The 25,403-nt window shown below is 39.0% G+C and carries 24 protein-coding genes; 5 read left to right on the top strand and 19 right to left on the bottom strand.

The window, feature by feature from the left end:
- Positions 1 to 91: 91 nt before the first annotated feature.
- From M3210_RS00875 to M3210_RS00840, 8 genes are all read right to left on the bottom strand, one after another.
- Positions 92 to 1,396, bottom strand: coding sequence for a pyrimidine-nucleoside phosphorylase (locus tag M3210_RS00875; protein WP_251510226.1), 1,305 nt, complete (start codon positions 1,394 to 1,396; stop codon positions 92 to 94).
- Positions 1,397 to 1,401: 5 nt separating this feature from the next.
- On the bottom strand, positions 1,402 to 2,235 hold the full coding sequence (locus M3210_RS00870) for a purine-nucleoside phosphorylase (protein ID WP_251510225.1): 834 nt from the start codon (positions 2,233 to 2,235) through the stop codon (positions 1,402 to 1,404).
- A 5-nt stretch (positions 2,236 to 2,240) separates the two neighbouring features.
- A complete protein-coding gene (gene deoB / locus M3210_RS00865) occupies positions 2,241 to 3,422 on the bottom strand; it encodes a phosphopentomutase (protein ID WP_251510223.1) in 1,182 nt (393 codons plus the stop codon).
- A 25-nt stretch (positions 3,423 to 3,447) separates the two neighbouring features.
- Positions 3,448 to 4,338 carry a site-specific tyrosine recombinase XerD gene (xerD, locus tag M3210_RS00860; protein WP_251510222.1) on the bottom strand — a complete coding sequence of 297 codons (891 nt, stop codon included), beginning with the start codon at positions 4,336 to 4,338 and terminating at the stop codon, positions 3,448 to 3,450.
- A 327-nt stretch (positions 4,339 to 4,665) separates the two neighbouring features.
- Positions 4,666 to 5,124: a ferric iron uptake transcriptional regulator gene (gene fur / locus M3210_RS00855; RefSeq protein ID WP_251510221.1), complete on the bottom strand. Its 459-nt coding sequence runs from the start codon at positions 5,122 to 5,124 to the stop codon at positions 4,666 to 4,668.
- 108 nt (positions 5,125 to 5,232) lie between these two features.
- Positions 5,233 to 5,871 carry a stage II sporulation protein M gene (gene spoIIM / locus M3210_RS00850; protein ID WP_251510220.1) on the bottom strand — a complete coding sequence of 213 codons (639 nt, stop codon included), beginning with the start codon at positions 5,869 to 5,871 and terminating at the stop codon, positions 5,233 to 5,235.
- A 110-nt stretch (positions 5,872 to 5,981) separates the two neighbouring features.
- On the bottom strand, positions 5,982 to 7,163 hold the full coding sequence (locus M3210_RS00845; RefSeq protein ID WP_251510219.1) for an endonuclease Q family protein: 1,182 nt from the start codon (positions 7,161 to 7,163) through the stop codon (positions 5,982 to 5,984).
- A gap of 2 nt (positions 7,164 to 7,165) precedes the next feature.
- Positions 7,166 to 7,708 carry an NUDIX hydrolase gene (locus M3210_RS00840; protein ID WP_251510218.1) on the bottom strand — a complete coding sequence of 181 codons (543 nt, stop codon included), beginning with the start codon at positions 7,706 to 7,708 and terminating at the stop codon, positions 7,166 to 7,168.
- A 133-nt stretch (positions 7,709 to 7,841) separates the two neighbouring features.
- Here M3210_RS00840 and M3210_RS00835 point away from each other — a divergent pair, with 133 nt between their 5' ends.
- The 4 genes from M3210_RS00835 to M3210_RS00820 are packed head-to-tail and all read left to right on the top strand — an operon-like array spanning position 7,842 to position 11,929.
- On the top strand, positions 7,842 to 8,762 hold the full coding sequence (locus tag M3210_RS00835; protein ID WP_251510217.1) for an aldo/keto reductase: 921 nt from the start codon (positions 7,842 to 7,844) through the stop codon (positions 8,760 to 8,762).
- Between the two features lie 59 nt (positions 8,763 to 8,821).
- Positions 8,822 to 9,562: a glycerophosphodiester phosphodiesterase gene (locus M3210_RS00830; RefSeq protein ID WP_285853478.1), complete on the top strand. Its 741-nt coding sequence runs from the start codon at positions 8,822 to 8,824 to the stop codon at positions 9,560 to 9,562.
- A gap of 35 nt (positions 9,563 to 9,597) precedes the next feature.
- The gene (gene rnz / locus M3210_RS00825) at positions 9,598 to 10,512 is read left to right on the top strand and encodes a ribonuclease Z (RefSeq protein WP_251510216.1); all 915 of its coding nucleotides are present in this window, start codon (positions 9,598 to 9,600) and stop codon (positions 10,510 to 10,512) included.
- 46 nt (positions 10,513 to 10,558) lie between these two features.
- Positions 10,559 to 11,929: an aldehyde dehydrogenase gene (locus tag M3210_RS00820; protein WP_251510215.1), complete on the top strand. Its 1,371-nt coding sequence runs from the start codon at positions 10,559 to 10,561 to the stop codon at positions 11,927 to 11,929.
- A gap of 157 nt (positions 11,930 to 12,086) precedes the next feature.
- Here the strand turns inward: M3210_RS00820 and M3210_RS00815 are convergent, their stop codons facing one another.
- The 5 genes from M3210_RS00815 to M3210_RS00795 form a co-directional block, all read right to left on the bottom strand.
- On the bottom strand, positions 12,087 to 13,343 hold the full coding sequence (locus M3210_RS00815) for a DNA polymerase IV (RefSeq protein ID WP_251510214.1): 1,257 nt from the start codon (positions 13,341 to 13,343) through the stop codon (positions 12,087 to 12,089).
- Between the two features lie 91 nt (positions 13,344 to 13,434).
- Positions 13,435 to 14,559: a M20/M25/M40 family metallo-hydrolase gene (locus tag M3210_RS00810; protein WP_251510213.1), complete on the bottom strand. Its 1,125-nt coding sequence runs from the start codon at positions 14,557 to 14,559 to the stop codon at positions 13,435 to 13,437.
- 27 nt (positions 14,560 to 14,586) lie between these two features.
- Entirely contained in the window at positions 14,587 to 16,146 is a 1,560-nt protein-coding gene (locus tag M3210_RS00805) for an acyl-CoA carboxylase subunit beta (RefSeq protein ID WP_251510212.1), read from the bottom strand.
- A complete protein-coding gene (mce, locus tag M3210_RS00800; RefSeq protein WP_251510211.1) occupies positions 16,146 to 16,967 on the bottom strand; it encodes a methylmalonyl-CoA epimerase in 822 nt (273 codons plus the stop codon). Before mce ends, M3210_RS00805 begins: the two co-directional genes overlap by 1 nt.
- Positions 16,968 to 16,980: 13 nt before the next feature.
- The gene (locus M3210_RS00795) at positions 16,981 to 18,618 is read right to left on the bottom strand and encodes an acyl-CoA mutase large subunit family protein (RefSeq protein WP_251510210.1); all 1,638 of its coding nucleotides are present in this window, start codon (positions 18,616 to 18,618) and stop codon (positions 16,981 to 16,983) included.
- A 125-nt stretch (positions 18,619 to 18,743) separates the two neighbouring features.
- Here M3210_RS00795 and prli42 point away from each other — a divergent pair, with 125 nt between their 5' ends.
- On the top strand, positions 18,744 to 18,869 hold the full coding sequence (gene prli42, locus M3210_RS00790) for a stressosome-associated protein Prli42 (RefSeq protein WP_251510209.1): 126 nt from the start codon (positions 18,744 to 18,746) through the stop codon (positions 18,867 to 18,869).
- A gap of 115 nt (positions 18,870 to 18,984) precedes the next feature.
- Here prli42 and M3210_RS00785 read toward each other — a convergent pair whose 3' ends face one another.
- From M3210_RS00785 to M3210_RS00760, 6 genes are all read right to left on the bottom strand, one after another.
- Positions 18,985 to 19,416: a BrxA/BrxB family bacilliredoxin gene (locus tag M3210_RS00785; protein ID WP_285853477.1), complete on the bottom strand. Its 432-nt coding sequence runs from the start codon at positions 19,414 to 19,416 to the stop codon at positions 18,985 to 18,987.
- 111 nt (positions 19,417 to 19,527) lie between these two features.
- Positions 19,528 to 20,799 (bottom strand): dihydrolipoamide acetyltransferase family protein, encoded by a 1,272-nt coding sequence (locus M3210_RS00780; RefSeq protein ID WP_251510208.1) that lies wholly within the window; start codon positions 20,797 to 20,799, stop codon positions 19,528 to 19,530.
- 22 nt (positions 20,800 to 20,821) lie between these two features.
- Positions 20,822 to 21,805, bottom strand: a complete 984-nt coding sequence (locus tag M3210_RS00775) for an alpha-ketoacid dehydrogenase subunit beta (RefSeq protein WP_251510207.1) — start codon at positions 21,803 to 21,805, stop codon at positions 20,822 to 20,824.
- A gap of 15 nt (positions 21,806 to 21,820) precedes the next feature.
- Complete coding sequence (locus M3210_RS00770; protein WP_251510205.1) at positions 21,821 to 22,813, bottom strand: thiamine pyrophosphate-dependent dehydrogenase E1 component subunit alpha; 993 nt, start codon at positions 22,811 to 22,813, stop codon at positions 21,821 to 21,823.
- 29 nt (positions 22,814 to 22,842) lie between these two features.
- Positions 22,843 to 24,264 (bottom strand): dihydrolipoyl dehydrogenase, encoded by a 1,422-nt coding sequence (gene lpdA / locus M3210_RS00765; RefSeq protein ID WP_251510204.1) that lies wholly within the window; start codon positions 24,262 to 24,264, stop codon positions 22,843 to 22,845.
- A gap of 35 nt (positions 24,265 to 24,299) precedes the next feature.
- A complete protein-coding gene (locus tag M3210_RS00760) occupies positions 24,300 to 25,394 on the bottom strand; it encodes a Leu/Phe/Val dehydrogenase (protein ID WP_251510203.1) in 1,095 nt (364 codons plus the stop codon).
- Between the last annotated feature and the right edge of the window lie 9 nt (positions 25,395 to 25,403).

The raw sequence follows: 25,403 nt of genomic DNA, 5'->3' as shown, positions 1-25,403 counted from the left end.
TGATATCCAAAAGAGGTTTTTTTATACGATTCTGTTGTCCGTCACAATAAAAAAACCCTTATTCATATAAATGAATAAGGGTTAAATTGAATCAGCCATCAATTAACTCATAGATTAACTTTGGTGGTTCCACTTTATTTTCATCAACTTTAATACTTTGGTAAATATTTTCTTTAATAGCGTCCAAATCTTCACTATTCGAATGGATAGTTAATAAGGTCTCGCCTTTTTCCACAAAGTCCCCGACTTTTTTATTCAAAACGAGCCCAACTGCCAAGTCTATCTCTGATTCTTTAGTCTGTCTTCCTGCTCCAAGCATCATTGCCGCAGTACCAAGTTCATTAGCTGTTATTTTTGATACGTATCCCGATGACTTGGATGGTAAATCAACTTGAAGTGCCGCTTTTGGCAGAAGATCAGAATTGTGGACAACCGACGAATCTCCGCCCTGAGACTTAAGGAAGGTTTCAAAAACAGATATTGCTTTTCCATTCTTGAGGTTGTCGGATAAAATTTGTCTTGCTTCATCCAGCGTATCCGTCCTTTTCGCAGCTACAAGCATTTGACTTCCTAACACTAAGCAAAGTTCAGTCAAATCTTTTGGTCCTGCGCCTTTCAACGTGTCAATTGCTTCTTTAACCTCAAGCGCATTACCGATTGCAAATCCTAGCGGTTGGCTCATATCGGAGATAACTGCTTTCGTATTCCTATTTAACTGGTTGCCAATCTTTACCATTGATTTTGCAAGTGCACGAGCATCATCCAACTCTTTCATAAAAGCACCAGCTCCTGTCTTAACATCTAAAACAATCGCATCGGAGCCTGCTGCAATTTTTTTACTCATGATGGAACTTGCAATAAGTGGGATAGCATTTACAGTTGCTGTTACATCCCTTAAACTGTAGAGCTTCTTATCAGCTGGTGTAATATTACCAGATTGCCCAATTACCGCTACTTTATTTTTATTTACAAGCTCAACAAACTCTTCTGTCGACAGTTCAACATGGAAACCTGGTACACTTTCCAGCTTGTCAATGGTCCCTCCTGTATGTCCCAGACCTCGTCCACTCATTTTGGCTAGTGGAACACCAGCTGAAGCAACTAAAGGGGCAAGGATTAATGTAGTTGTATCCCCCACTCCTCCTGTAGAATGCTTATCGACTTTTATTCCTTCAATTTTGGATAAATCAATGGTATCACCTGAATGGACCATTGCCATTGTAAGATTTGAAAGTTCCTTTTCCGTCATGCCTTGAAAATAAATTGCCATGAGTAAGGCACTTACTTGATAATCTGGAATATCACCATTCGTATATCCTGAAACAACAAAGTGAATTTCTTCTTCTGTTAATGCTTCTCCATCCCGCTTCTTTTCTATTAGACTATACATGTTCATTTGAATCACCCTTTTTCATGAATGTTTATAGTTGAGACGATTTCTTTAACTAAAGCTAAAAAGTTTGAACGAACCTTATCCGTCGTTTCAATTACTTCTTCATGCGAAAGCGGTTGATCCAGTATTCCTGCAGCCATGTTGGATATACAGGATATCCCTAAAACCTTCATACCTACATGATTTGCCACAATTACTTCGGGAACTGTTGACATGCCAACCGCATCACCACCTAACAGGCGAAGCATTTTTATTTCTGCAGGTGTTTCATAAGATGGACCTGTATTTCCAACATAAACACCTTTTCGGTAGGTTATTCCGTTATCATTGGCACATTTTTCTGCCATGCTAATCAGGGAAGGATCATAAGCATTAGACATATCAGGGAAACGCACGCCTTGTGATTCATCATTTTTTCCAATTAACGGATTTGTGCCCATATTATTAATATGATCGGTTATGAACATTAGGTCTCCCGCGTGATAGTTTTCATTTATTCCACCAGCTGCATTGGTTACAATTAAATGAGATACACCAAGCTTCCTCATTACCCGAACAGGAAAAGTAACCTCTTCCATTGAATACCCCTCATAAAAATGGAAACGGCCTTGCATCGCAATTACTTGCTTTTCTCTTAATCGACCAATAACTAATTGGCCCGCATGTCCCGAAACGGTGGACACAGGAAAATGCGGAATCTCTTCATATGGTATAGTAGTGGCTTCCGTAATTTCATCCGCCAATACACCCAAACCTGAACCTAGAATTAAACCAATTGTAGGTGTGCTGTTTAATTTATTTTTGATATATGTTGTAGCTTCCAAAATTTTATCATTGACCATCTAAGTTATCTCCTTTTAACATCATCTAAAAAACTTGTTCCATGTGAAGGTAACGGAACAGAAAAATTGTCAGCAATCGTTGCACCGACATCTGCAAAAGTTTCCCTTATTGGTAGTTCTTTTCCTTGGTCCATACCTGTATGATAAACAAGCAATGGAACATATTCTCTAGTATGATCTGTTCCTGGATGGGTTGGATCATTGCCGTGATCAGCCGTGATAATCAATAAATCATTGTCTTGCAGTTTATTAAGTACTTCCGGTAACCGATCGTCAAAGGCTTCCAATGCATCCCCATACCCTTGCGGATCTCTTCGATGTCCATATTTGGCGTCAAAGTCGACTAAATTCAAAAAGCTTAAGCCTGTAAAATCTTTATCCATCGATTGCACTATTTTTGTCATCCCGTCTTCGTTATCCACCGTACGGATTGCCTCGGTTATACCTTCACCATCATAAATATCAGAAATTTTGCCCAAGGCAATTACATCTAAATTATGGTCTTTTAATTCATTCATTACTGTCCTTCCAAAAGGTTTTAATGCGTAGTCGTGACGATTGGCAGTTCGTGTAAAGTTTCCTGCAGTACCAATAAACGGTCTCGCAATGACTCTACCTACCATGAACTCTTCTCTCAATGTCAGTTCTCTTGCAATTTCACAAATCCGATATTGCTCTTCAATCGGAATGATTTCCTCATGACATGCAATTTGTAATACAGAATCAGCAGATGTATAGACAATGAGAGCCCCAGTTTCCATATGTTCTGGTCCCAATTCATCAATAATTGCAGTCCCAGATGCTGGTTTATTTCCAATAACTTTTCTTCCTGTCCGTTCTTCCAACTCTTTGATCAGTGCATCAGGAAAGCCGTTAGGAAAAGTTTGAAACGGCTGTTGTACATGTAAGCCCATCAGCTCCCAATGACCTGTCATTGTATCTTTTCCAACCGATGCTTCTTGCATTTTTGTGTAGTATGCTTGGGGTTTTTCAGCTTTTTCAATCCCCTTAATTTCTTTAATGTTTGAGAGTCCAAGCTTACCCATTACCGGCATATCCAGTCCGTCCATAAATTTGGCGATATGCCCGAGGGTATCCGCACCTGCATCATTATAAGCCCTCGCATCAGGTGCTTCGCCTATCCCAACTGAATCCATTACTATAAGAAATATGCGTTTAAAAGTCATCTCTTCATTAGCCTCCTTGTCTTACTTATGCTCTTGGATGATATGCTTTATACATATCCTTTAATCTTGTTTTTGTAACGTGAGTATAGATTTGAGTTGTCGAAATATCTTCATGGCCTAGCATTTCTTGAACTATTCTTAAATCTGCTCCGTTTTCTAATAGATGGGTGGCGAAAGAATGGCGTAACGTATGAGGTGTAATATTCTTTCTTATTTCTGCCTCAAGCGCTCTTTTCTTTAATATCTTCCAGAAGCCCTGTCGTGATAAAGGTCTTCCATGCTGGTTAACAAATAATGTTTTGGTCGATTGGCCTTTAACTAGATGAGGTCTACCAAATTCCAAATAGTCCTCCAAAGCCTTTTTTGCGGTATCTCCCAAAGGAACAATTCTTTCCTTGGATCCTTTTCCAAAGCATTGAACAAATCCCATCATTAAATGTAAATCATTCGTCTTTAGACTAATCATTTCCGTAACCCTGAGTCCGGTAGCGTAGAGCAGTTCTAACATAGCTTTTGTCCGTAAGCCTAACGGAGTATGATCATTTATTTCCAACAGTTTATCAATGTCTTCCTGGGAAAGGATATCAGGAAGCGTACGATCCTTCTTCGGCTTTTCAACATGTAGACTTGCATCTTGCTTTACAATTTGTTCTCTGACTAAGAATTGATGGAAAGAACGAATCGATGAGATATGGCGAGATATAGTAGCAGACGATTTCCCATTATCCTTTAAGTGGTATAAGAATTGAAGAATATCATTTCGAGATACATCATTCCAAGATATTTTTTGTAATTCTTTGGTTATGTATGCTATATAATTTGTTAAATCGCGTCGGTAGGAAGTTAGTGTATTGACAGCCAGACCTCTCTCCACTTGCAAAAAATGCAGAAAGTCCTCTAATTCATTTTTTAGCATGATCCCATCTCCCTATTAAAAATAACACGCTCAAAGTCCATGTGGAAAGATATAATATTTCTCACTAATTCTACTGTACCCTCTTTACGATTCTTTGTAAATTATGTAATAAAAAAGATTACAGTTGTTGTAAAAGTTAAATTTAAATCATTCAGACATTCTCTTCTAGTAGACCGCAGACCCTAAACACCTTCGCTTTCCGCGAGAGATATTTGGACTGCGGACTTTCATTAGAACCACAAAAATCTAAACTTAGTTAAGCAGCAGTCTATGTATATTATCAAAATAAAAAACAACCTTATCCAATGGATTAGGCTGTTATACGTTTTATTGGGTTGCTTTTACTACTGCTCCTTGGCATTGTCTACAGATACCATGGAAAGTCAGACGATGATCTTTCACTTCAAAGCCGAAGTCTTTTTCCACTATTTTTTCAACATCTTCCAACAAATCATTAACGATTTCTTCAACAGAACCACATTCAATACAAACTAAGTGGTGATGAAAATGTTTGGCACCTTCCTTACGAAGATCGTAACGAGAAACACCATCTCCAAAGTTTATTTTATCGACAATCTTCAACTCGGATAATAATTCTAATGTCCGATATACAGTTGCTAAACCAATTTCAGGAGATTTTTCTTTAACTAATAAATAGACATCTTCTGCGCTCAAATGGTCTTCTTCTCTTTCCAATAGTACTCGAACAGTAGCTTCTCGTTGAGGTGTCAGCTTATAATTTTGTGCGTGGAGTTGTTTTTTTATTTGTTCAATCCGGTGTTCCAATACTCGTTCGCCTCCCTCATATCCCAACTTTATTATATGCACCATTCTACAAGGTGTCAAAGTATAAATTACAATTTTATATTAATAATAATTATAAATTAATGTTTATTATAAGTAAAATGATTTGATCAGGAGTTCCATTGCACCGCTAGAAATGTATGCTTCAATGAAAGAAGCTGTACTTGACATAATTAAAAGAAATGAGAATATGACAATATAATTGACAAAGGGTTGCCATAGTGAATCAACATTTCTACGAGAAAATATCTTTCTCAAACTAATTATCGCAAAAATCATCGACAGTGTACCCGCAACAAGGTAAACAGGAATGATGATGAAATTATGAGGTGCAATCGTTAATGAGGCAAAGAGCAAACCCTCTGTTCCAAGTTGATTGACGATAAAACCGACAGAGAAGCCCACGACCAAGCCTTTAACGAAAAGTAATACCCAAACCAACGGTAAGCCAATGACTGAAAGACCTAGTAGAAATAATAGAGCTAAGTACTTTAAATGATAGAAAAAGCTCGCCTTCCAAAGAGTAAAGTGATCAAAACCTTGTTCATTAATTGTAAAATTAAAAAAACGTTCCAAATAAAAAAACAAGTCCTGTTTCTGGGCAAAATTCATACTATTTACGATGATTGCACCAAATATAATGCCTGATAGCAATAATACACTCATAAATAGATAGATGATTGCGTGTGATTTAATATGGAAAGCGATTCTCATTCTCAATTCATGCATGTGGATCCTCCTTCAGCAAATTTCTATAAACATTCTATGAAGGAGTATATTAAAATAGAACAGGGTGCTAGATTCACTTTACCAATAGAAAAAACAGAAAGAGCTTCATCTTATTTCAGCTCTTTTCTGTTGCTTACCACTTTTCCGTATTTCCCACCACCGCCGGGGGATATCACTAGTCTTCCTTCCCGATTATCAATAATAGCATCGACCAACTTTTGTGGCACTACTTTTTTTAATTCTTTAGATTCAACTTGATGGATAATATCCATTTCTGTTCCAAAGATATCCAATAATTTTCTATAGGTTTTCGGCCCCAATGTTGGAATGTATTCAAGAGGAATTTGATGGATATAAGGGGGACGTTTCGGTAAAATATGACCTCCTGATAACTCTTGAATCCTATCCTTCACCCCATTAATTCTTTTTAAGGAACCACAATATGCACAAGGTTGAGTCTTTGATGCTTCGTTTAGACAGTCTTTACACACAGTGTGATAATATTTACCAAGTCGGGGATTCATTCCAAAGTTTCGATTAATTCCCCTGCCATCAACTTGGTGGATAGCCCATAAAAATTCCTTAAATGTCGATTCTTCCATTCTAATTTCCTGATACTCTCTCCCAATTTTGCCTAAAGAATGGGCATCGGAATTAGTCAAAAACGTGTATCCACTCAATTCATCAATTCCATTCACCATAAAAGTATCAGAACTTAATCCCAGTTCAACTCCATCAATCAAGGAAGCATCCAACACTTCTTCCAACGATCGTTCTACGCCCTTACCGTATAAGCTTTTAAATGGGGTGAATATATGGGCAGGTATGAAAATCCCTGAAAGCTCCTTTACTTTATACTGCAATGCTTTCACTGATCCGTAATATCTCTGGGAACTGAGATTGATATTACTCATCTTATTCTTGAGCCATTGTGTAAACGAACCAATTGCAGCTAATGTCGGAAAAAAGCAAAGTACATGGATGGGGCCCTTACAATTTTCATCATAGACTTCTATTTCAGAACCCATAATCAGGGTGACTGTCTCAAAGCGGATTCCCCCATCTATCAATTCCTCAGCTAGCCCTTCATTAAGAAGTCCTCTGATTTCAGCCTGGACAGCTGGGACGTGGCAGTCAATTACCCCAACCATATCCATCCCTTTATTCTGACTAGCTTCAATAAGAATATTAGTAAGCGTCAAGCTTTTTGCCCCAGTTATTTTAACTGCTTTACCGTTATGATCTCTACCGATATGGATATGCATATCAGCAAAATATTTCTTCAGTTTCATCACTACCTCCAAAGTGAGTGCAGATAAAGAATTGCATAATTAGTTTTTGCATCATGTATTTTTTCCTCTTCTACATATTGTTTCGCTTCATCGAGGGTTAATTCAATTATTTCTATAAATTCATCATCATCACCAGCAGGAGGTGTGTCAAGCTTCTCTAATGTATCCGTCACATAGAGATATACAAGTTCGTCTGCGAAGCCTGGTGATGTGTAAAAGGATGTGACGAATGATAATTCTTTTGTCGTGTAACCGGTCTCTTCTTCTAATTCACGGATAGCTGCTGCCAGAGGTTGCTCATTATTATTCAGCTTTCCTGCTGGAATCTCTACCAATGTCTTTTCCAATGGTTTGCGATACTGTTCAACTAAAACAATCTTTCCATCTTCTGTTATCGGGATCACTGCTACCGCACCAGGATGTTTTACAATTTCACGTTTAGATTTCTCTCCATTCGGCAAGAGGACATCGTCAACTTGGAGATCAATAATCTTTCCTTCAAAAATTTTCTCTGTATGAATCGTTTTCTCTTCAAACTTCTTCATGATAATCTCCTTTATTACCTATTTTGTTTTCAGTTTAGCATATTTCGATTTTGCCTGCCTTAGTTTGCGGTTGGCTTCCATTAAGATTCTTCCCTATAATAGAGGTACCTTAACAAATAAGAAAGGTGATATGATGGAGAAACAACAATTAGGAAAATCAGACATATATATATCAAGACTGACATTGGGTTGTATGTCGCTTGGAACGGACAGAAAGCATGCGAAAGAAATTATCGATACTGCGCTTGATCGGGGAATCAATCATTTGGATACAGCCGACTTATATGACTTCGGTTTAAACGAAGAAATAATTGGGGAAGCAATTAAAGACAAGCGTAAAGATATCATATTAACGACTAAAGCCGGGAACCATTTCTCCAAGGAATCAAAAAATTGGTTTTGGGACCCTTCTAAAGAATATATAACAGAGGCGGTAAAGAACAGCTTAAAGCGTCTTAAGACGGATTATATCGATTTCTTCATGCTGCATGGCGGCACGATCAATGATCCAATGGATGATACAATTGAGGCAATGGAAGAACTGAAGCAAGCTGGTTGGATCAGGGCCTATGGAATTTCATCTATCCGACCAAACGTAATTCAGAAGTACATCGAAAAGTCCTCTATCGATGGGGTGATGATGCAGTATAGTTTACTCGATAGACGCCCAGAAGAAGAGATTCTCGAAAAATTAATAGCTCATAATATCAGTGTCATTACAAGAGGTTCATTAGCTAAAGGATTACTTAGTGTAAATTATAAAGAAAACTTCATCAAGAAAGGCGAAGAAGGATTCTTGGACTATACCGGACCTGAACTAATGAATACACTAGAGAACATTGCAGAAGCATCTGAAGGGATACCTTTGAATGAAATTGCAATAAAATATGTCATCAAACATCCGGCAACGACAAGTGTGACGATTGGCGCAAGCAAAAGAGAGCAAGTTCTTGAAAATACACGTCCAGACTTTACCAATGGACTTCCTGACACTGTGTATGAAAAATTAAAACAGATTACAAAATCAAATGTATATAAAGAACATCGTTCCTGAAAACTTAACAACGTCATCCTACGTTGACATGATTAAAGATGAAATAAAGTATGGGAGGATTGATTCGTATAAAGACGAAAATTATCGCCCACCGTGGAGCAAGTAAATATGCGCCTGAAAATACGATGCCTGCTTTTGAGCTGGCTTATCAAATGAACGCTGATGGAATCGAAACGGATATCCAGTTAACAAAAGATGGCGTACCCATTCTAATCCATGATGAAGAATTAGGACGGACAACTAATGGATTTGGCTTTGTTAAAGACTATGAACTTTACGAATTACAAAAACTTGACGCCGGTATGTATTTCTCAAAGAAATTTATAGGCACACGTATCCTTACCCTCGATGAATTTCTACAGTGGGCAAAAGGTAAGCCGTTATACTTAAATTTAGAACTTAAAAATAATAAGATAGATTACGAGGACATAGAAATTAAAGTTCTCGATGCAATCTACAAATACAAACTAAAAGATCGAACAACCATTTCCAGCTTTAATGCCGCTAGTATCCAGCGGTTGCGCCGACTCGATAAGAGCATCGATATAGCGCTCTTGCGTTCAAGATCACATGGTAACCTAGCACATTATGCAAAGGGACTTGGAGCCAGTTCATTACACATTAGATATAATCTATTAAATAAAGCATTGGTTAAATCAAGTGAAGTATTAAATCTCCCAATTCGCGTATATACGGTGAATCGCAGCATTAATATTTGGAAATGCTTAAAACTAAATATCGACGGTATTATAACAGATATGCCTGATAAAGCAATCAGAATACGAAATACAAGGAAATAATTTAGAGCACTAAAGATATTTTTGGAGGAAATCGGATGGAAATAACATTTCTTGGTACAGGCGCTGGCGTTCCTTCTAAAGGACGAAATGTATCAGCTATTGCTCTCCACTTATTGCAGGAAGAGAACCATATTTGGTTGTTTGATTGCGGAGAAGCCACCCAACATCAAATTTTACACACAACAATTAAACCTAGGAAAATCAATAAAATATTCATCACTCATTTGCACGGAGACCATATATTCGGACTGCCTGGGCTATTGAGCAGCCGATCTTTCCAAGGCGGTGAAGATACAGTAACCGTTTATGGACCTGAAGGAATAAAGGAATTTATCAAAACGGCACTTCATGTTAGTAAATCACATCTGAACTATCCCATCTCAATTGTGGAAATAAAAGATGGCACCATCATTGATGAGGATAACTTCACTATTTATGTAAAAGAATTAGAGCATGGTATACCAAGTTTCGGTTTTCGGATCGTAGAGAAAGATGCGCCTGGTGAATTACTCGTTGAAAAACTGAAGGCTCAAGGTATCCCATCCGGTCCATTATATGGTGAAATAAAGAAAAATGAACAAGTTCACACGAAAGAATTCGGTACGTTATATCGTGAGAATTTTATCGGTCCAGATAAAAAAGGGAAAATTATCACAATCCTTGGTGATACAAGATATAATCAAAACTTTACAACCTTTATAGAGAATTCGGATTTGCTTATCCATGAAGCAACATTCAATGCTGAGCAAAAGGATTTAGCATATCGGTATTTTCATAGCACTACTGAACAAGCAGCTATGTTGGCAAAAGAGGGTAACGTAAAACACCTGATCATTACACATATATCTTCCCGCTACCTAGAACAAGATCATGATGACCTTTTAAAAGAAGCTAGAAATATTTTCCCAAATACTGACCTTGCGATGGATTTTTACCATTTCAAAATATGAACGTGCCAATCTAGCAAGGTAATCGTTGACTTTAGGAGAGAGAAAAATGAACAACATAAAAGAAATCGTCGAAAACCAGCGGACCTTCTTTATTCGTGGAAATACGATAGATTACGAATACCGCAGAGAGAACCTAAAAAAACTCAAAGCAATGTTGAAGGAAAATGAATCAGAAATTTATTTTGCATTAAAACAAGATCTAAACAAATCCAAACATGAAGCGTTTCTAACTGAACTAGGATTCTTATATTCAGAAATTGATTTTACATTAAAAAATTTAAAAGAATGGATGGCACCAGTGAAGATGCCTTCCCCCCTATCTCACAAAGGATCTAAATCATATATTGTAAAAGAGCCTTACGGAGTCGTGCTTGTAATCTCTCCATGGAATTACCCTTTACAATTAGCTCTTGCACCTGCAATCAGCGCTTTGGCTGCTGGTAATTGCGTAATCATCAAACCTTCTGAACATGCCAAGCATACTTCACAGCTGCTGTCGTCATTGATTCAATCCACTTTTGACCGCTCATTGTTCAGCGTCATGGAAGGAGATATAGAAACAACGCAAAACTTACTTAAAGAAAGATTTGATTATATATTCTTTACTGGAAGTACAAATGTAGGAAAAGAAATTATGAAAGCAGCGAGTGAACACCTCACCCCTGTCACTTTGGAGTTAGGTGGAAAGAGTCCGGCAATCATCGATGCAGATGCCAATATTAACTTAGCAGCAAAAAGAATTGCTTGGGCAAAATTCACCAATGCTGGACAAACTTGTGTAGCACCTGACTATATTTATCTGCATGAAGATGTGAAATTTAAATTCACGAAGGCTCTAGTAAAACATATTAAAGCTCTTTATGGTAAACATCCACTTTATAATGAGGAATATACGAAGATAATAAATAATAAACATTTTGAAAGATTAGTGCAGCTGCTTGATCAGGGATCAATCATTCATGGAGGAAATTACAACTCTGAAACTCGCTTAATTGAGCCTACATTAATAGAAAAGGTAACGTGGGATGATCCAATTATGCAAGAAGAGATTTTCGGTCCCCTCCTCCCTATTCTTACCTTTAAAAATATTGAAGACGCATTATACGTAATTAAACGCCAAGAAAAGCCCCTTGCATTATATTACTTTGGAGAAAATGAAAAGATTCAACAGCAAGTTATAGAATTCATCTCGTTTGGCGGAGGAGCGATAAATGACGCTCTGTTTCATTTAGCAAATCCACATCTCCCATTTGGTGGTGTTGGGAACAGTGGTATGGGTGCTTATCATGGCCAATATGGTTTTGACACATTCACCCATAAGAAAGGTATTTTAAAACAAACCACGAAATTCGATATGCCTTTCCGTTATCCCGGAAGTAAATTCAACACATCGGTCGTTAAAAGGATTATGAAATAACCTATCAATTATTTTCGAATTTTAAAATTATGACAGTAATAATTCTCCTGGGAGTCTGCAGCACGTATTTACTGCATGCATATTTTAGATACCTAATACAAATACAATTAGAAAATCCCATACCTAGACATTTATAAAATGCATTTAGGAATGGGATTTATTTTGTGTAGTCGTCAAGGAAATCTTTTTGAAAACTTGTCTTAAATTGGTTTAGCTCTTTATTATCGTTTTTTTGCAAGGCTTTAAACGCATTACTACCAAATTTCTCTGAGAGTTGATTGATGGTTTGCTTTAATTTCTCCTTTTTCTCAACTTCTGCATAGGTAAATAAATCAAGCTGCTCTCCTACATTACGCTTCTCTTCAATATGTTGTACGGTAACACCAAGCAAGCGGATTGGTTCTTCATTCCAATGATGCTGAAACAACTCTGTTGCAATTAAAACCAAATCATCTTTAGCATCAATATAATTATCTAGTTTTCTACTTCGAGTAATCGTTTTTCGATCGTGGTAGCGAATCATGATTTGAACACTTTTACCGACAACTTCTTTTCGTTGCATTCGAACAATCACTTTTTCAGCTAATTGATCGATTAACTGTTTAATTGCAGTGACATCTGTCGTATCCTGTGGCAATGTTTGTGAGTTGCCGATACTTTTAAATTCAAAAATTGCATCTGGATCTACTTCACGATCGTCTACACCGTTTGCTCGGTTTTTTAATCGTTCACCATTAATCCCCAACAGTTGTTTCAGTTGATAGACATCAGCTTTTGCTAAATCTCCAATCGTATGGATATGAATAGACTTTAACTTTTCAGCAGTCTTTTCACCGACTCCATACATTTCATCAATAGCAAGCGGCCATAATGTCATCGGTAATTCTCGTTTGCGCATAATCGTAATGCCAAGTGGTTTTTTTCTATCTGATCCCATTTTAGCAAGAAACTTATTCGGAGCTATCCCTATACTACAGGGTAAATCAAGCTCATCCAGAATACGTTTTTGCAGGTTTTGGGCAATTTCAATCGGTGTGCCTTGATCATGAACATCTGTCACATCGATATACCCTTCATCAATGGATACAGGCTGTACAAGATGAGTAATTTCGGACATCATTTTGAAAATTTCCCGTGAAGCAGCTCGATAACGTTCAAAATTTGGTTTCAAGACAATTAATTCTGGACAAAGCTTTTTTGCTTCCCAAACATTCATAGTCGTGCGCACACCTTTTGCCCGCGCCTCATAGCTGCTCGTTACGATGACTCCTTTACGTTCTTCAGGGTTACCCGCAATGGCAATGGGCTTCCCTTTCAAATCCGGGTTAAAGGCCATCTCAACAGAGGCATAAAAGCTATTCATGTCTATATGAAAAATTATTCTTCTTTTGGTGGGTCGCTTCAATTTAGACATGTTAAACATCCTTTATAGATTCTTTCTTATATTATATCATAGAAAAAGCACCTTATAAGCCAGACTAAATGACTTATAAGGTGCTTGTATGTTAATTTGTCGATTCTTTTACAATTGCAGTGATCAATTCAGTGATTTTCACTAAGTCATGAATTGCAATTCTTTCGTCAGTGGTATGGATTTCCTCATAACCTACCGCTAGGTTTACAGTCGGAATACCAAAACCAGCGATTATGTTAGCGTCACTGCCCCCACCACTCTTAAGCAGCTTACTTTCTCTTCCAATCGCTTTTGCTGCTCTTCTAGCAACTTCTACTACTTGATCTCCACTCTTTTGTTTATATCCGGGATACATCAGTTTAATTTCCACTCTTGCTTCTCCGCCAAGCTCTTCAGCTGTTTTCTCAAAAGCCTCTTTCATGGCAGCTGTCTGTTTGTCTAATTTTTCCCGGCTCAATGAACGTGCTTCTGCAAGAATTTCCACATGATCTGCTACAATATTGGTTTGCTTCCCACCTTCAAACCTTCCAATATTCGCAGTTGTCTCTTCATCGATACGACCTAGATTCATCTTCGAGATAGCTTTTGCTGCAAGAGTGATTGCAGATACTCCCTTCTCCGGCTCCACACCTGCATGGGCGGTTTTTCCAATAATCGTTGCAAAAATCTTTGCTTGGTTTGGAGCTGCGACGATAATATCACCAACTTCACCGTTGCTATCAATAGCATAACCATAGGAAGCTTTTATTAAAGAAGGGTCCAATGCCTTTGCACCAACCAAACCTGATTCTTCACCAACGGTTATTATAAATTGAATATCACCGTGAGGAATCTCCTCTTCTTTTAGTAATCGAATCATTTCTAAAATAGCCGCTAATCCAGCCTTATCATCAGCACCTAAAATTGTTGTGCCATCAGACTTGATATATCCGTCTTCTATAACCGGTTTTATATTTTTTCCCGGGACAACAGTATCCATGTGAGATGTAAAATAAATCGGCTCAACATTTGGTAATGTCCCTCTTAATGTACAAATTAAATTCCCTGCACCATGGCCTGTTTTTTCGATACTATCATCTTCGATCACTTCGACGCCTAGTGCACTAAATTTCTGTTTTAAGACACGAGCAATCTCTTCCTCATGCTTTGTTTCTGAATCAACTTGTACTAGTTCTAAAAATTCCTCTACTAATCTGTCTTCATTTACTGTAATCATGATATAGCCTCCACTACTTTACCGTCCTTAAAGCGGAATATTCCCATGCTTTTTATGTGGACGTTCTTCCTGTTTATTTCGAAGCATCTCTAATGCTTGAATGAGCTTGATCCTTGTTTCCCTTGGATCGATCACATCATCTACCATACCTAATCCCGCAGCGACATATGGGTTGGCAAACTTCTCCCGGTAGTCATTTATCTTTTCTTGGCGCAACTTTTCAGGATGATCACTCTCGGCGATTTCTTTAGCATATATAATATTGACCGCTCCCTCTGGTCCCATTACAGCAATTTCAGCATTTGGCCAAGCATAGACTAGATCTGCCCCGATTGATTTACTGTTTAAAGCTACGTATGCTCCACCATAAGCTTTTCTAGTTATAACTGTTATTTTCGGTACGGTTGCCTCTGAATATGCATAAAGTATTTTCGCTCCATGACGAATGATTCCACCGTGTTCTTGTTTTACACCAGGGAAAAATCCTGTCACATCTTCGAAAGTTATAATCGGTATATTAAAACAGTCGCAGAACCGAATGAATCTTGCTGCTTTGTCACTTGAATCAATATCAAGTCCTCCCGCCATATACTTAGGCTGGTTACAAACAAGTCCCACCGATTCTCCTTTAATTCGAGCAAAGCCAACGACGATATTTTTTGCGAAATCTGGATGAATCTCAAAGAAACTATCCTCATCGACTACATCTTCAATAACACTCTTTACATCATATGGCCTAACGGAATCAAAAGGAATTAAGTCTGTTAAATCTGGACGTAATTCTTCCTCGATTCCTTTTGTTTCATAAGATGAAGGCTTTGCCTTACTTTCAAAGTTAGGTGGAATATAAGACAACAATTTCTTAACAGCATCTAAAGCTTCTTCCTCTGTCGCTGCCTTCAAATGTGCATTTCCACTCTTTGAATTATGAATGTACGCTCCACCTAAGTCTTCTGAAGTGATTTTCTCCCCCGTTACAGCTTCGATTACTTTTGGTCCAGTTATGAACATTTGAGAAGTTTCTTCAACCATGATGACAAAGTCAGTAATTGCTGGTGAGTAAACTGCTCCTCCCGCACTAGGCCCCATAATGACAGAGATTTGTGGGATGACACCAGAATAAATGGAATTCCGATAGAAAACGTGACCGTATCCATCCAAGGAGGATACGCCTTCTTGAATACGTGCTCCTCCTGAATCATTTAGTCCAATAAACGGTACCTTTGATTTTGCTGCGAGATCCATAACCGCTGCTATTTTTTTACCGTGCATCGCTCCAAGTGCTCCTCCGAACACGGTAAAATCTTGGGCAAACAAATAGACAGGATTGCCATTAATTGTAGCATAGCCCGTAACGACTCCCTCACCTTTTCCACCGGAGGTGCCGTTCATGCTGAAATCTGCAGTCTGTGTCTCGATGAATGGGTTCAGTTCTACAAAGCTGCCTTCGTCTACTAAATAGTCAATCCGCTCCCTTGCAGTCATTTTACCCTTGGCATGCTGCTTGGCTATTCTTTCATCCCCGCCGCCTAACTCCACTTGTCTTCGTTTATCATATAGCTCATTTATTTTATCATAGATGTCCATTATTCTTCACTTCCCTTAGCCTGCTGGCACAATTCGACTAACACGCCATGGGTTGATTTAGGATGAATGAATGCAATCTCACTTTGATGCGCACCTGATTTTGGTTCTTCGTTGATTAATTTGACCCCTTTATGTTTAAGTTGGGTGATTCTAGGATGTATGTCATCCACTTCAAAAGCAATATGATGGATACCTTCCCCTTTTTTATCTAAAAACCCTTGAATAGGAGAGCTTTCATAAAGTGGTTCCAACAATTCAATGCGAGTTTCGCCGACTTTTAAGAAAGCAATCTTAACACCTTCCGATTCAACCTCTTCAATTGATTCGACTACGAGACCTAGACCATCTGTGTAAAATGGTAATGCATCTTCAATTTTATGGACGGCGATTCCAATATGAGCAATTTTCTTTGGTGGTGTTGCCAATTCATCCGGCCGTAACAAGCCTTTAATGTATCTTGCCATTTCCTCTGTTGAAGAGCCACTCGTAAAAATTCTTTTAATTCCCTTCTCCAGCAAGAACGGGATATCTTCATTCGGGATGACTCCTCCTGCAATGACCGGGATATCCCCAGCATTACGTTTCTCCAGTTCTTCAATCACTTTAGGAAAAAGCGTGTTGTGTGCACCAGATAGGGAAGATAGACCAATGATATCCACGTCTTCTTGAATTGCTGCTGTTGCAATTTGCACTGGTGACTGGCGTAACCCGGTATAAATTACTTCCATTCCATGGTCGCGCATCGCTTGAGCAATTACTAAGGCTCCACGATCGTGCCCATCCAGCCCAGGCTTGGCGATTAATATCCTTATTTTCTCCATCAATCTTTCCCCCTTAAGATCCTGTATACTCACCAAACTCTTTTCTAAGCACATTGCAAATCTCACCAATAGATGCATAGTTTCGCACGGCTTCTAAAATATATGGAATAAGATTTGCGTTCGGGTCTTTTGCCTGATTTCGTAATTCTTGCAGATGTCTATTTACGTCTGATTGGTTACGTTCACTACGCACTTGTTCTAAATTTTCGATTTGTTCCTTTCCAAGTGCTTCATCCACTTTTAATAGTTCTGGGTTAAGCTCTTCTTCAAGTTTGAACTTATTTAGACCTACAATAATTTCTTCTCCATTTTCAATTCGTTTCTGGGTCTCATAGGCATTTTGATGAATTTCACGTTGCATATATCCTTCTTCAATCGCTTGAACAGCTCCACCATACTTTTGGATTCGCTCAATATATTTCATCACTTGCTCTTCAATTTCATCAGTTAACGCCTCGACATAATATGAGCCACCAAGTGGGTCTACCGTGTCCGCTACACCACTTTCATGGGCAATGATTTGTTGTGTGCGGAGTGCAATCCTTGCTGAATCTTCCGTCGGTAACGCCAGCGCTTCATCTCGTGAATTTGTATGCAGACTTTGTGTACCTCCCAACACTGCAGCAAGAGCTTGCATTGTTACCCGCACAATATTATTATCAGGTTGCTGAGCGGTAAGTGTCGAGCCTCCAGTCTGTGTATGAAAACGGAGCTTCCAGCTTTTTGGATCTTTGGCGTTGTAACGCTCTTTCATAATCTTTGCCCAAATTCTTCTTGCTGCTCGGAACTTTGCAATTTCTTCAAAGAAGTTGTTATGTGCGTTAAAGAAAAAAGCTAAGCGAGGAGCAAAGGAATCAACATCTAAACCTGACTCCATAGCAGCTTCTACATAAGCCATTCCATTAGCCAGTGTAAAAGCAACTTCCTGTACAGCATTAGATCCTGCCTCGCGAATATGGTAGCCAGATATACTGATCGTATTAAATTTAGGTAAGTTCTTCTGGCAATATTCAAATATATTTGTAATCAGTCGCATGGAAGGTTTTGGAGGGAAAATATAAGTGCCTCTCGCAATATACTCTTTTAGAATATCATTTTGAATGGTACCAGTTAATTTTTCCGAAGGTACTCCCTGCTTTTCCCCTACAGCTATATACATGCATAATAAAACAGCTGCCGGGGCGTTGATTGTCATGGATGTACTTACCTTATCGAGCGGAATTTCGTCTAACAATCTCTCCATATCCGCCAATGTATCAATTGCTACTCCAACCTTACCTACTTCCCCTTCACTCATCACATCATCAGAATCATAACCTATTTGAGTAGGAAGATCGAAAGCAACGGATAGACCTGTCTGCCCCTGGTCTAATAAGTAACGAAAACGTTTATTTGTTTCAGTTGCCGAACCAAATCCTGCATATTGACGCATCGTCCACAACCGACTGCGATACATTGTTGGTTGGATTCCACGTAAATAAGGAAACTCACCAGGAAATCCTAGCTCATAATTTTCTTCCTCCGTTCCGTATAATCTTTCTACCGGGATTGTTGAGGATGTGTGAAAGTTTTCTTTACGTTCAGGAAAGCGCTTTAATGTTTTTTCAACTTGAGCTTCCCACTTTGCTTTTTCATTTGCAGGCTTTTCCATAATTTCATTCCCCCTATATCCAACAATTGAGTGATAAACTTATTTCAAAGGGATTTCTACTTGTCCAATGTGTAAATTCACGTTAAAATACATACAGTAGCATTCTCGTTAAGGAGGTCCGTAAGATGTCGAAACAATCATATGCAAAAAGAAAGTCAAAACGTGAGCGCAGAACAAAGTTAATTATTTATATTATGATTGCACTAATGCTTTTATCAACTCTGACTGCCGGCCTAGCTTTCTTTATCTAATAACCTGTTCACTTAAATTCCTAATCAAGATATTGTGTCATCTAACTAAAACCAACTACATTTATGTAAGCAAAAAGGAGACTGACGAAATGATGTCAGTCTCTATTGGTGTGGTTTAAACTTCGTTGCAGTGTTCGTCATATAGCTTTTGAAGCTTATTGGTCACATCAATAGCATTATATCCTTCGATATCATGACGCTCTAACATCGTGACAATCTTTCCGTCCTTCATCAATGCAAAGGATGGAGACGATGGCGGAAATCCTTCAAAATATTCTCTTGCTCTCTCTGTTGCTTCCCGATCCTGACCAGCGAACACAGTCACTAAATGATCTGGGCGTTTATCATAATGTATGGAGTTAGCTGCTGCTGGACGAGCGATACCTCCAGCACATCCACATGTGGAATTAATCATAACTAAGGTTGTACCATCTCGCTTAAGAGCCTCATCAACCTCTTCAGGTGTTTTTAATTCCTCGTAGCCGGCTTCAGTTATATCTTTACGAGCGGCATCTACTATGTCATTCATAAATAGGTTGAAATCCATCGTTATCTCTCCCTTCTAGGATACTGATAAATAATTAAATTACATAAATCAGCTTATCAATTAATGTTGTTTATTTCAATTCAAACAACTCAGGCATCTTGCGCTATCTTCCTAATAAATAGAAGTAGTCTCTTCATTTGTTTGTTGAAGAATCTCTTTCAATCGGTTCAAGAACCTTCCGCAAATTAATCCATCCAAAATTCTATGATCTAAAGATAAACAAAGATTAACCATATCTCTTGCTGCAAACATATCATTGATGATAACCGGACGCTTCACTATTGATTCCACCTGTAATATCGCAGCTTGTGGGTGGTTGATGATCCCCATCGATTGGACAGAACCGAATGTACCGGTATTATTTAGAGTGAATGTACCTCCACTCATGTCCTCTGATGTTAATTTACCACTTCTCGCTTTAATAGCTAATTCATTAATCTCACGGGCAATTCCTTTTATCGATTTTTCGTCAGCATGTTTGATTACTGGAACAAATAATTCTTGTTCATTTGCTACAGCAATGGAAATATTGATGTCTTTACGCTGGATAATCTTATCCCCGGCCCATGTGCTATTAAGCTGCGGAAATTCTTTCAACGCTTGAGCGACCGCCTTTACGAAGAACGCAAAATAAGTCAGATTATAACCTTCTTGTGCTTTAAATTCTGTTTTTAGGGAGTTACGTAAGCGAACTAAATCAGTAACATCTACTTCTATAGTCATCCAAGCATGGGGAATTTCTGTGGTAGAAGTGACCATTTTCTGTGCAATAGCCTTCCGGACACCAGTTACAGGAATTTCAACATCTCCTGCTTTAGTTGTATTCTCATCACTCTTGATTGTTTGCTTCGGTTGCACTTGCTGTTGAGATGCTGATTCTTGTTCCCGAACCACTTGTTCTTCTTTCTGCGTTGGAATCTCGCCACTTGCAATTATTTTCTCGATATCTTTTCTTGTAATTCGGCCACCTCTTCCAGTTCCGTTGACAAGATTCAAATCGATATCATTTTCTTGCGCTAATCTTAATACCGCAGGTGAATATCTTTTTTTCATCGATTGATCTTCATCCGCTTCCTTTGTGTCTTCCGTCGTTTTACCATTAGGTTCATTACTGGTGCTCGAAGTGATTTCACTTTCGCCACCTTCGATTTCAATATGACAAATCACTTCTCCGACAGCTAGAGTTTCTCCTTCTTCAGCTGTCAATTCCTTGATGGTGCCTGAAAAGGAAGAGGGCACCTCAGCATTCACTTTATCTGTCATTACTTCGGCAATTGGATCGTATTTACTAATCTTGTCTCCAGGTTTAACGAGCCAAGTTGTAATCGTTCCCTCTGTTACACTTTCTCCAAGTTGGGGCATTGTAATTTTCTCTAAAGCCATTATTTTTTAACCTCCTTCTGCATTAAAATTCAGCTAAGTCACGACATGCCTTTTCGACTTTGTCAGGATTGATCATGAAGAATTTTTCCATTGGTGGAGAATATGGCATTGCAGGGACATCAGGTCCAGCAAGGCGCATAACGGGTGCGTCCAGATCGAACAGACAATTCTCAGCAATTATCGCTGCCACTTCTCCTATAATACTACCTTCTTTGTTATCTTCAGTTACAAGCAATACTTTACCCGTTTTCTTTGCTGCTTCAATAATTGCTTCTTGATCAAGCGGATAGACTGTACGAAGGTCAAGGATATGAGTATCGATTCCATCCTCCGCCAGCTTTTCAGCTGCTTGCAGTGCAAAGTGTACCCCTAAACCATAAGTAATGACCGTAATATCATCACCTTCTCTTTTCACATCAGCTTTTCCGATCGGTAGTACATAATCTTCGTCTGGAACTTCTCCCTTAATAAGTCTATAAGCACGTTTATGTTCGAAAAACAGTACAGGATCATTATCGCGAATTGCAGCTTTCAATAATCCTTTGACATCAAAAGGGGTGGACGGCATAACAATTTTCAAACCAGGCTGATTGGCGAATACTGCTTCTACTGACTGTGAGTGGTATAAAGCGCCATGCACTCCTCCACCATAAGGTGCTCGGATTGTGATTGGAGCGTTCCAGTCATTATTGGATCTATACCGGATTTTTGCAGCTTCCGAGATAATTTGATTTACCGCCGGCATAATGAAATCTGCAAATTGCATCTCAGCTACCGGGCGCATTCCATACATTGCTGCACCGATTCCAACCCCGGCTATCGCAGACTCTGATAATGGTGTATCAAGGACTCGATCTCCTCCAAATTCTTCGTATAATCCGTCTGTAGCTTTGAAAACCCCACCTTTTTTACCAACATCTTCACCTAAAATAAATACCTTTTCATCGCGTTGCATTTCTTCTCGTAAAGCAGTGGTTACCGCCTGTATATAAGACATGACTGCCATGACAGTTTCTCCCTCCTATTCCTCGTAAACAAAACGTAAAGCATGTTCCGGTGCAGCATATGGCGCTTCTTCCGCATATTCCGTTGCCTCATTAACCAGTTCTTTAACTTCGGCATGTATCTTTTCATCTAGTTCTTCTGTCAGTACACCCACCTCTTTTAAGTAATTAGAGAAAGTGAGTACACAATCATGCTTTTTCGCTTCTTCAATTTCTTCTTTTTCACGGTACGTACGGTCATCATCATCACTGGAGTGAGCAGTTAGACGATAGGTAACCGCCTCGATCAATGATGGTCCCTCACCATTTATAGCCCGTTCCCTTGCGTCTTTTACCGCTTCATAAACTGCAATCGGATCATTACCATCAACTGTTATACCGTGCATTCCATAACTACTCGCACGAATCGATATATTTTCACTCGCAACTTGCCTGTCAAATGGAACAGAAATGGCATATTTATTATTCTCAACCATCGTAATTACAGGTAGCTTATGAACACCAGCAAAGTTTAACCCTTCATGGAAGTCTCCTTGGTTTGATGACCCTTCACCTAAAGTGACAAAGGAAACAAAATCTTGTTTCTCCATCTTCCCAGCTAAAGCGACCCCTACTGCATGAGGTAACTGGGTTGTAACTGGAGATGAGCCTGTTAGGATCCTGTTTTTCTTCTGACCAAAGTGTCCTGGCATTTGTCTTCCGCCGGAGTTTGGATCCTCTGCTTTTGCGAAAGCAGATAACATCAAGTCTTTAGGAGTCATGCCAAAAGCTAATACTACTCCAAGATCACGGTAATAAGGTGCTGTCCAATCCTTTTGTCTATCAAGAGCAAATGCTGCTCCTACCTGTGCCGCTTCTTGACCTTGACAGGAAATTACGAAAGGAATCTTACCAGAACGATTTAATAACCACATGCGTTCATCGATTTTCCTTGCAAGCAACATCGTTTTGTACATCTCTAAAACTTGTTCCTCGCTTAAGCCAATTTTCTCATGACGTTTATTACCCATTATCGGTTCACTCCTTCTATCTTCAATCATCAACCATGAATCTGTTTTCCATCAACAGCTAATGCGGCTTCCCCTATCGCTTCAGATAGCGTAGGATGAGGATGGATTGTCCCTGCAATTTCCCACGGGGTTGCATCGAGCATTTTTGCTAACCCAGCTTCTGATATCATATCAGTAACATGTGGCCCAATCATATGGACTCCAAGTACATCCTCTGTATTCTTATCTGCTATTATCTTCACAAATCCAGCCGATTCACCGTAAACCAGTGCCTTACCGACAGCTTGAAATGGGAATTTACCCACTTTAATATCGAAACCTCGTTCTTTTGCTTCCGCTTCTGTTAATCCCACACTGGCTGCTTCAGGGTTGGAATAAATGCAACTTGATACAGCTTCGTAATCAATGGGCATCGGTTGTTGATTAGCGATATGCTCCACAGCATGGATACCTTCATGGGAAGCAACATGGGCTAGTTGCATACCTCCTATAACATCACCAATCGCATAGATATGTGATTCTTTTGTTTGAAAATGTTGATTCGTTTTTATAAACCCATTTTCCAGCTGAATATCCGTATTATTCAATCCAATGTTCTCCACATTAGCTGCACGTCCAACAGAAACTAGGATTTTATCAGCTGTAAAGGAAGTTGGTTCACCTTTAACTTCCGCTTTAATCGTCACACCATTCTCTATTTGTAAGGTATCACCGAGTACATTTGCTTCCTTTACAAATTTTATTCCTTTTTTCTTAAGTAAGCGTTCCATTTCTCTTGAAATTGCGTGGTCCTCAGTCGGTAAGATTTGTTTCCCATACTCTATTACGGTCACTTCAACACCAAAGTCCCTCAACATCGAGGCCCATTCAATTCCGATAACACCACCGCCAACGATTATGATGGATTCCGGCAAAGCCTCCATTTGCAGTGCTTCATCAGAAGACATCACGTACTCTCCATCAATATCTAGCCCTGGAAGACTTCTAGGATGTGAACCTGTCGCGACAATGACATTTTTAGGTGTTAAAATTGTATTCTCGTCTCCATTTTCGTACTCAACCGATATCGTTCCAGGCATTGGAGAGAATATACTGGGTCCAAGAATTCTTCCGAAACCATGATAGACATCGATCTTTCCTTTCTTCATTAGACTCTGGACACCTTTGTGCAGATTTTCCACTATAGTATTTTTTCTCTCTTGTACTTTTAAGAAGTCCAGTCGAGTATCCTTCGTCTCAATCCCAAAAGTTGCTGCCTCTAGAGTTTGGCGATAAACCTCAGCGCTCCGAAGCAACGCTTTTGATGGTATACATCCTCGATGAAGACAAGTACCACCGAGCTTTCCATTTTCAACTATTGCTGTCTTTAATCCAAGTTGAGAAGCACGAATAGCCGCGACATAACCGCCAGTACCTCCCCCTAGTATGACTAAATCATAATCTTCTGCCATGTAGAACCGCTCCTTTCGCATTAGCAAGCATTTTACTATCTATTTAAAATATGGCGTTCATTTGTTAAAAACTGACTCCGGGATTGACGTTTTGCATTGATTCTTTCTTCCGCCATTCGATCTGCTGCAACATAAGTAGGTACATTATCTCTTTTAGAAATTTCATATACTCGCTCAAGATTGGAATAAATGATTCCTACCTTTTTCAATGCTCTTTCTTTGTTATACCCAGCGAGCTCATCAGCGACATTAATTACTCCCCCGGCATTGATTACATAATCTGGAGCATAAATGATCCCCATCTCATGCAAGGCATCACCATGTCTATCCTCAGCCAATTGATTATTCGCTGAGCCAGCGATGACTTTCGCTTTAAATTGAGGAAGTGTCTCATCATTAATAATTGCTCCTAATGCACATGGAGCAAATATATCACAATCTACCCGATAAATTTCATTCGGACCGACTGCTTTAGCCCCAAAGTTCTCAACTGCACGCTTCACTGAGTCCTCGTTAATATCTGTTACAATCAATTCTGCGCCTTCGTTGTGGAGATATTCGCATAATGCATAAGCTACGTTTCCAACCCCTTGAACGGCTATAATTTTACCTTCAAGTGAATCACTTCCGAACGCTTCTTTAGCAGTCGCTTTCATCCCTTGGTAGACTCCATAAGCAGTCACTGGTGATGGATTTCCGGCTGCTCCTGGTGTATTCGGGGAAATGCCTGTAACATACTCCGTTTCTAAATGAATAAGATCCATATCCTCAGTTGTAGTACCGACATCCTCAGCCGTAATATAACGACCACCCAATCCTTGAATATAACGGCCAAATGCCCGGAACATTTCAGGATTCTTATCTTTTCTTGGATCACCTATAATAACAGTTTTTCCTCCACCTAAATCTAATCCGGCAGCGGCATTTTTATATGTCATACCTTTTGCCAACCGTAATGCATCTTCAATTGCTGCTTCTTCTGAATCATACGTCCACATTCTTGTTCCACCTAAAGCAGGACCTAAAGTTGTATCATGAATTGCAATAATTGCCTTGAGACCAGATGCCTTATCTTGACATAAAATCAATTGTTCATAATCGTATTTACCCATGACGTTAAAGATTTCCATTTTGATTCC

The sequence above is a fragment of the Oceanobacillus luteolus genome, assembly GCF_023715655.1.
Lineage (GTDB): Bacteria > Bacillota > Bacilli > Bacillales > Amphibacillaceae > Oceanobacillus > Oceanobacillus luteolus.
The sequence above is the reverse complement of the archived record's forward strand: the minus strand, read 5'-3'. Positions and strand labels throughout refer to the sequence as shown.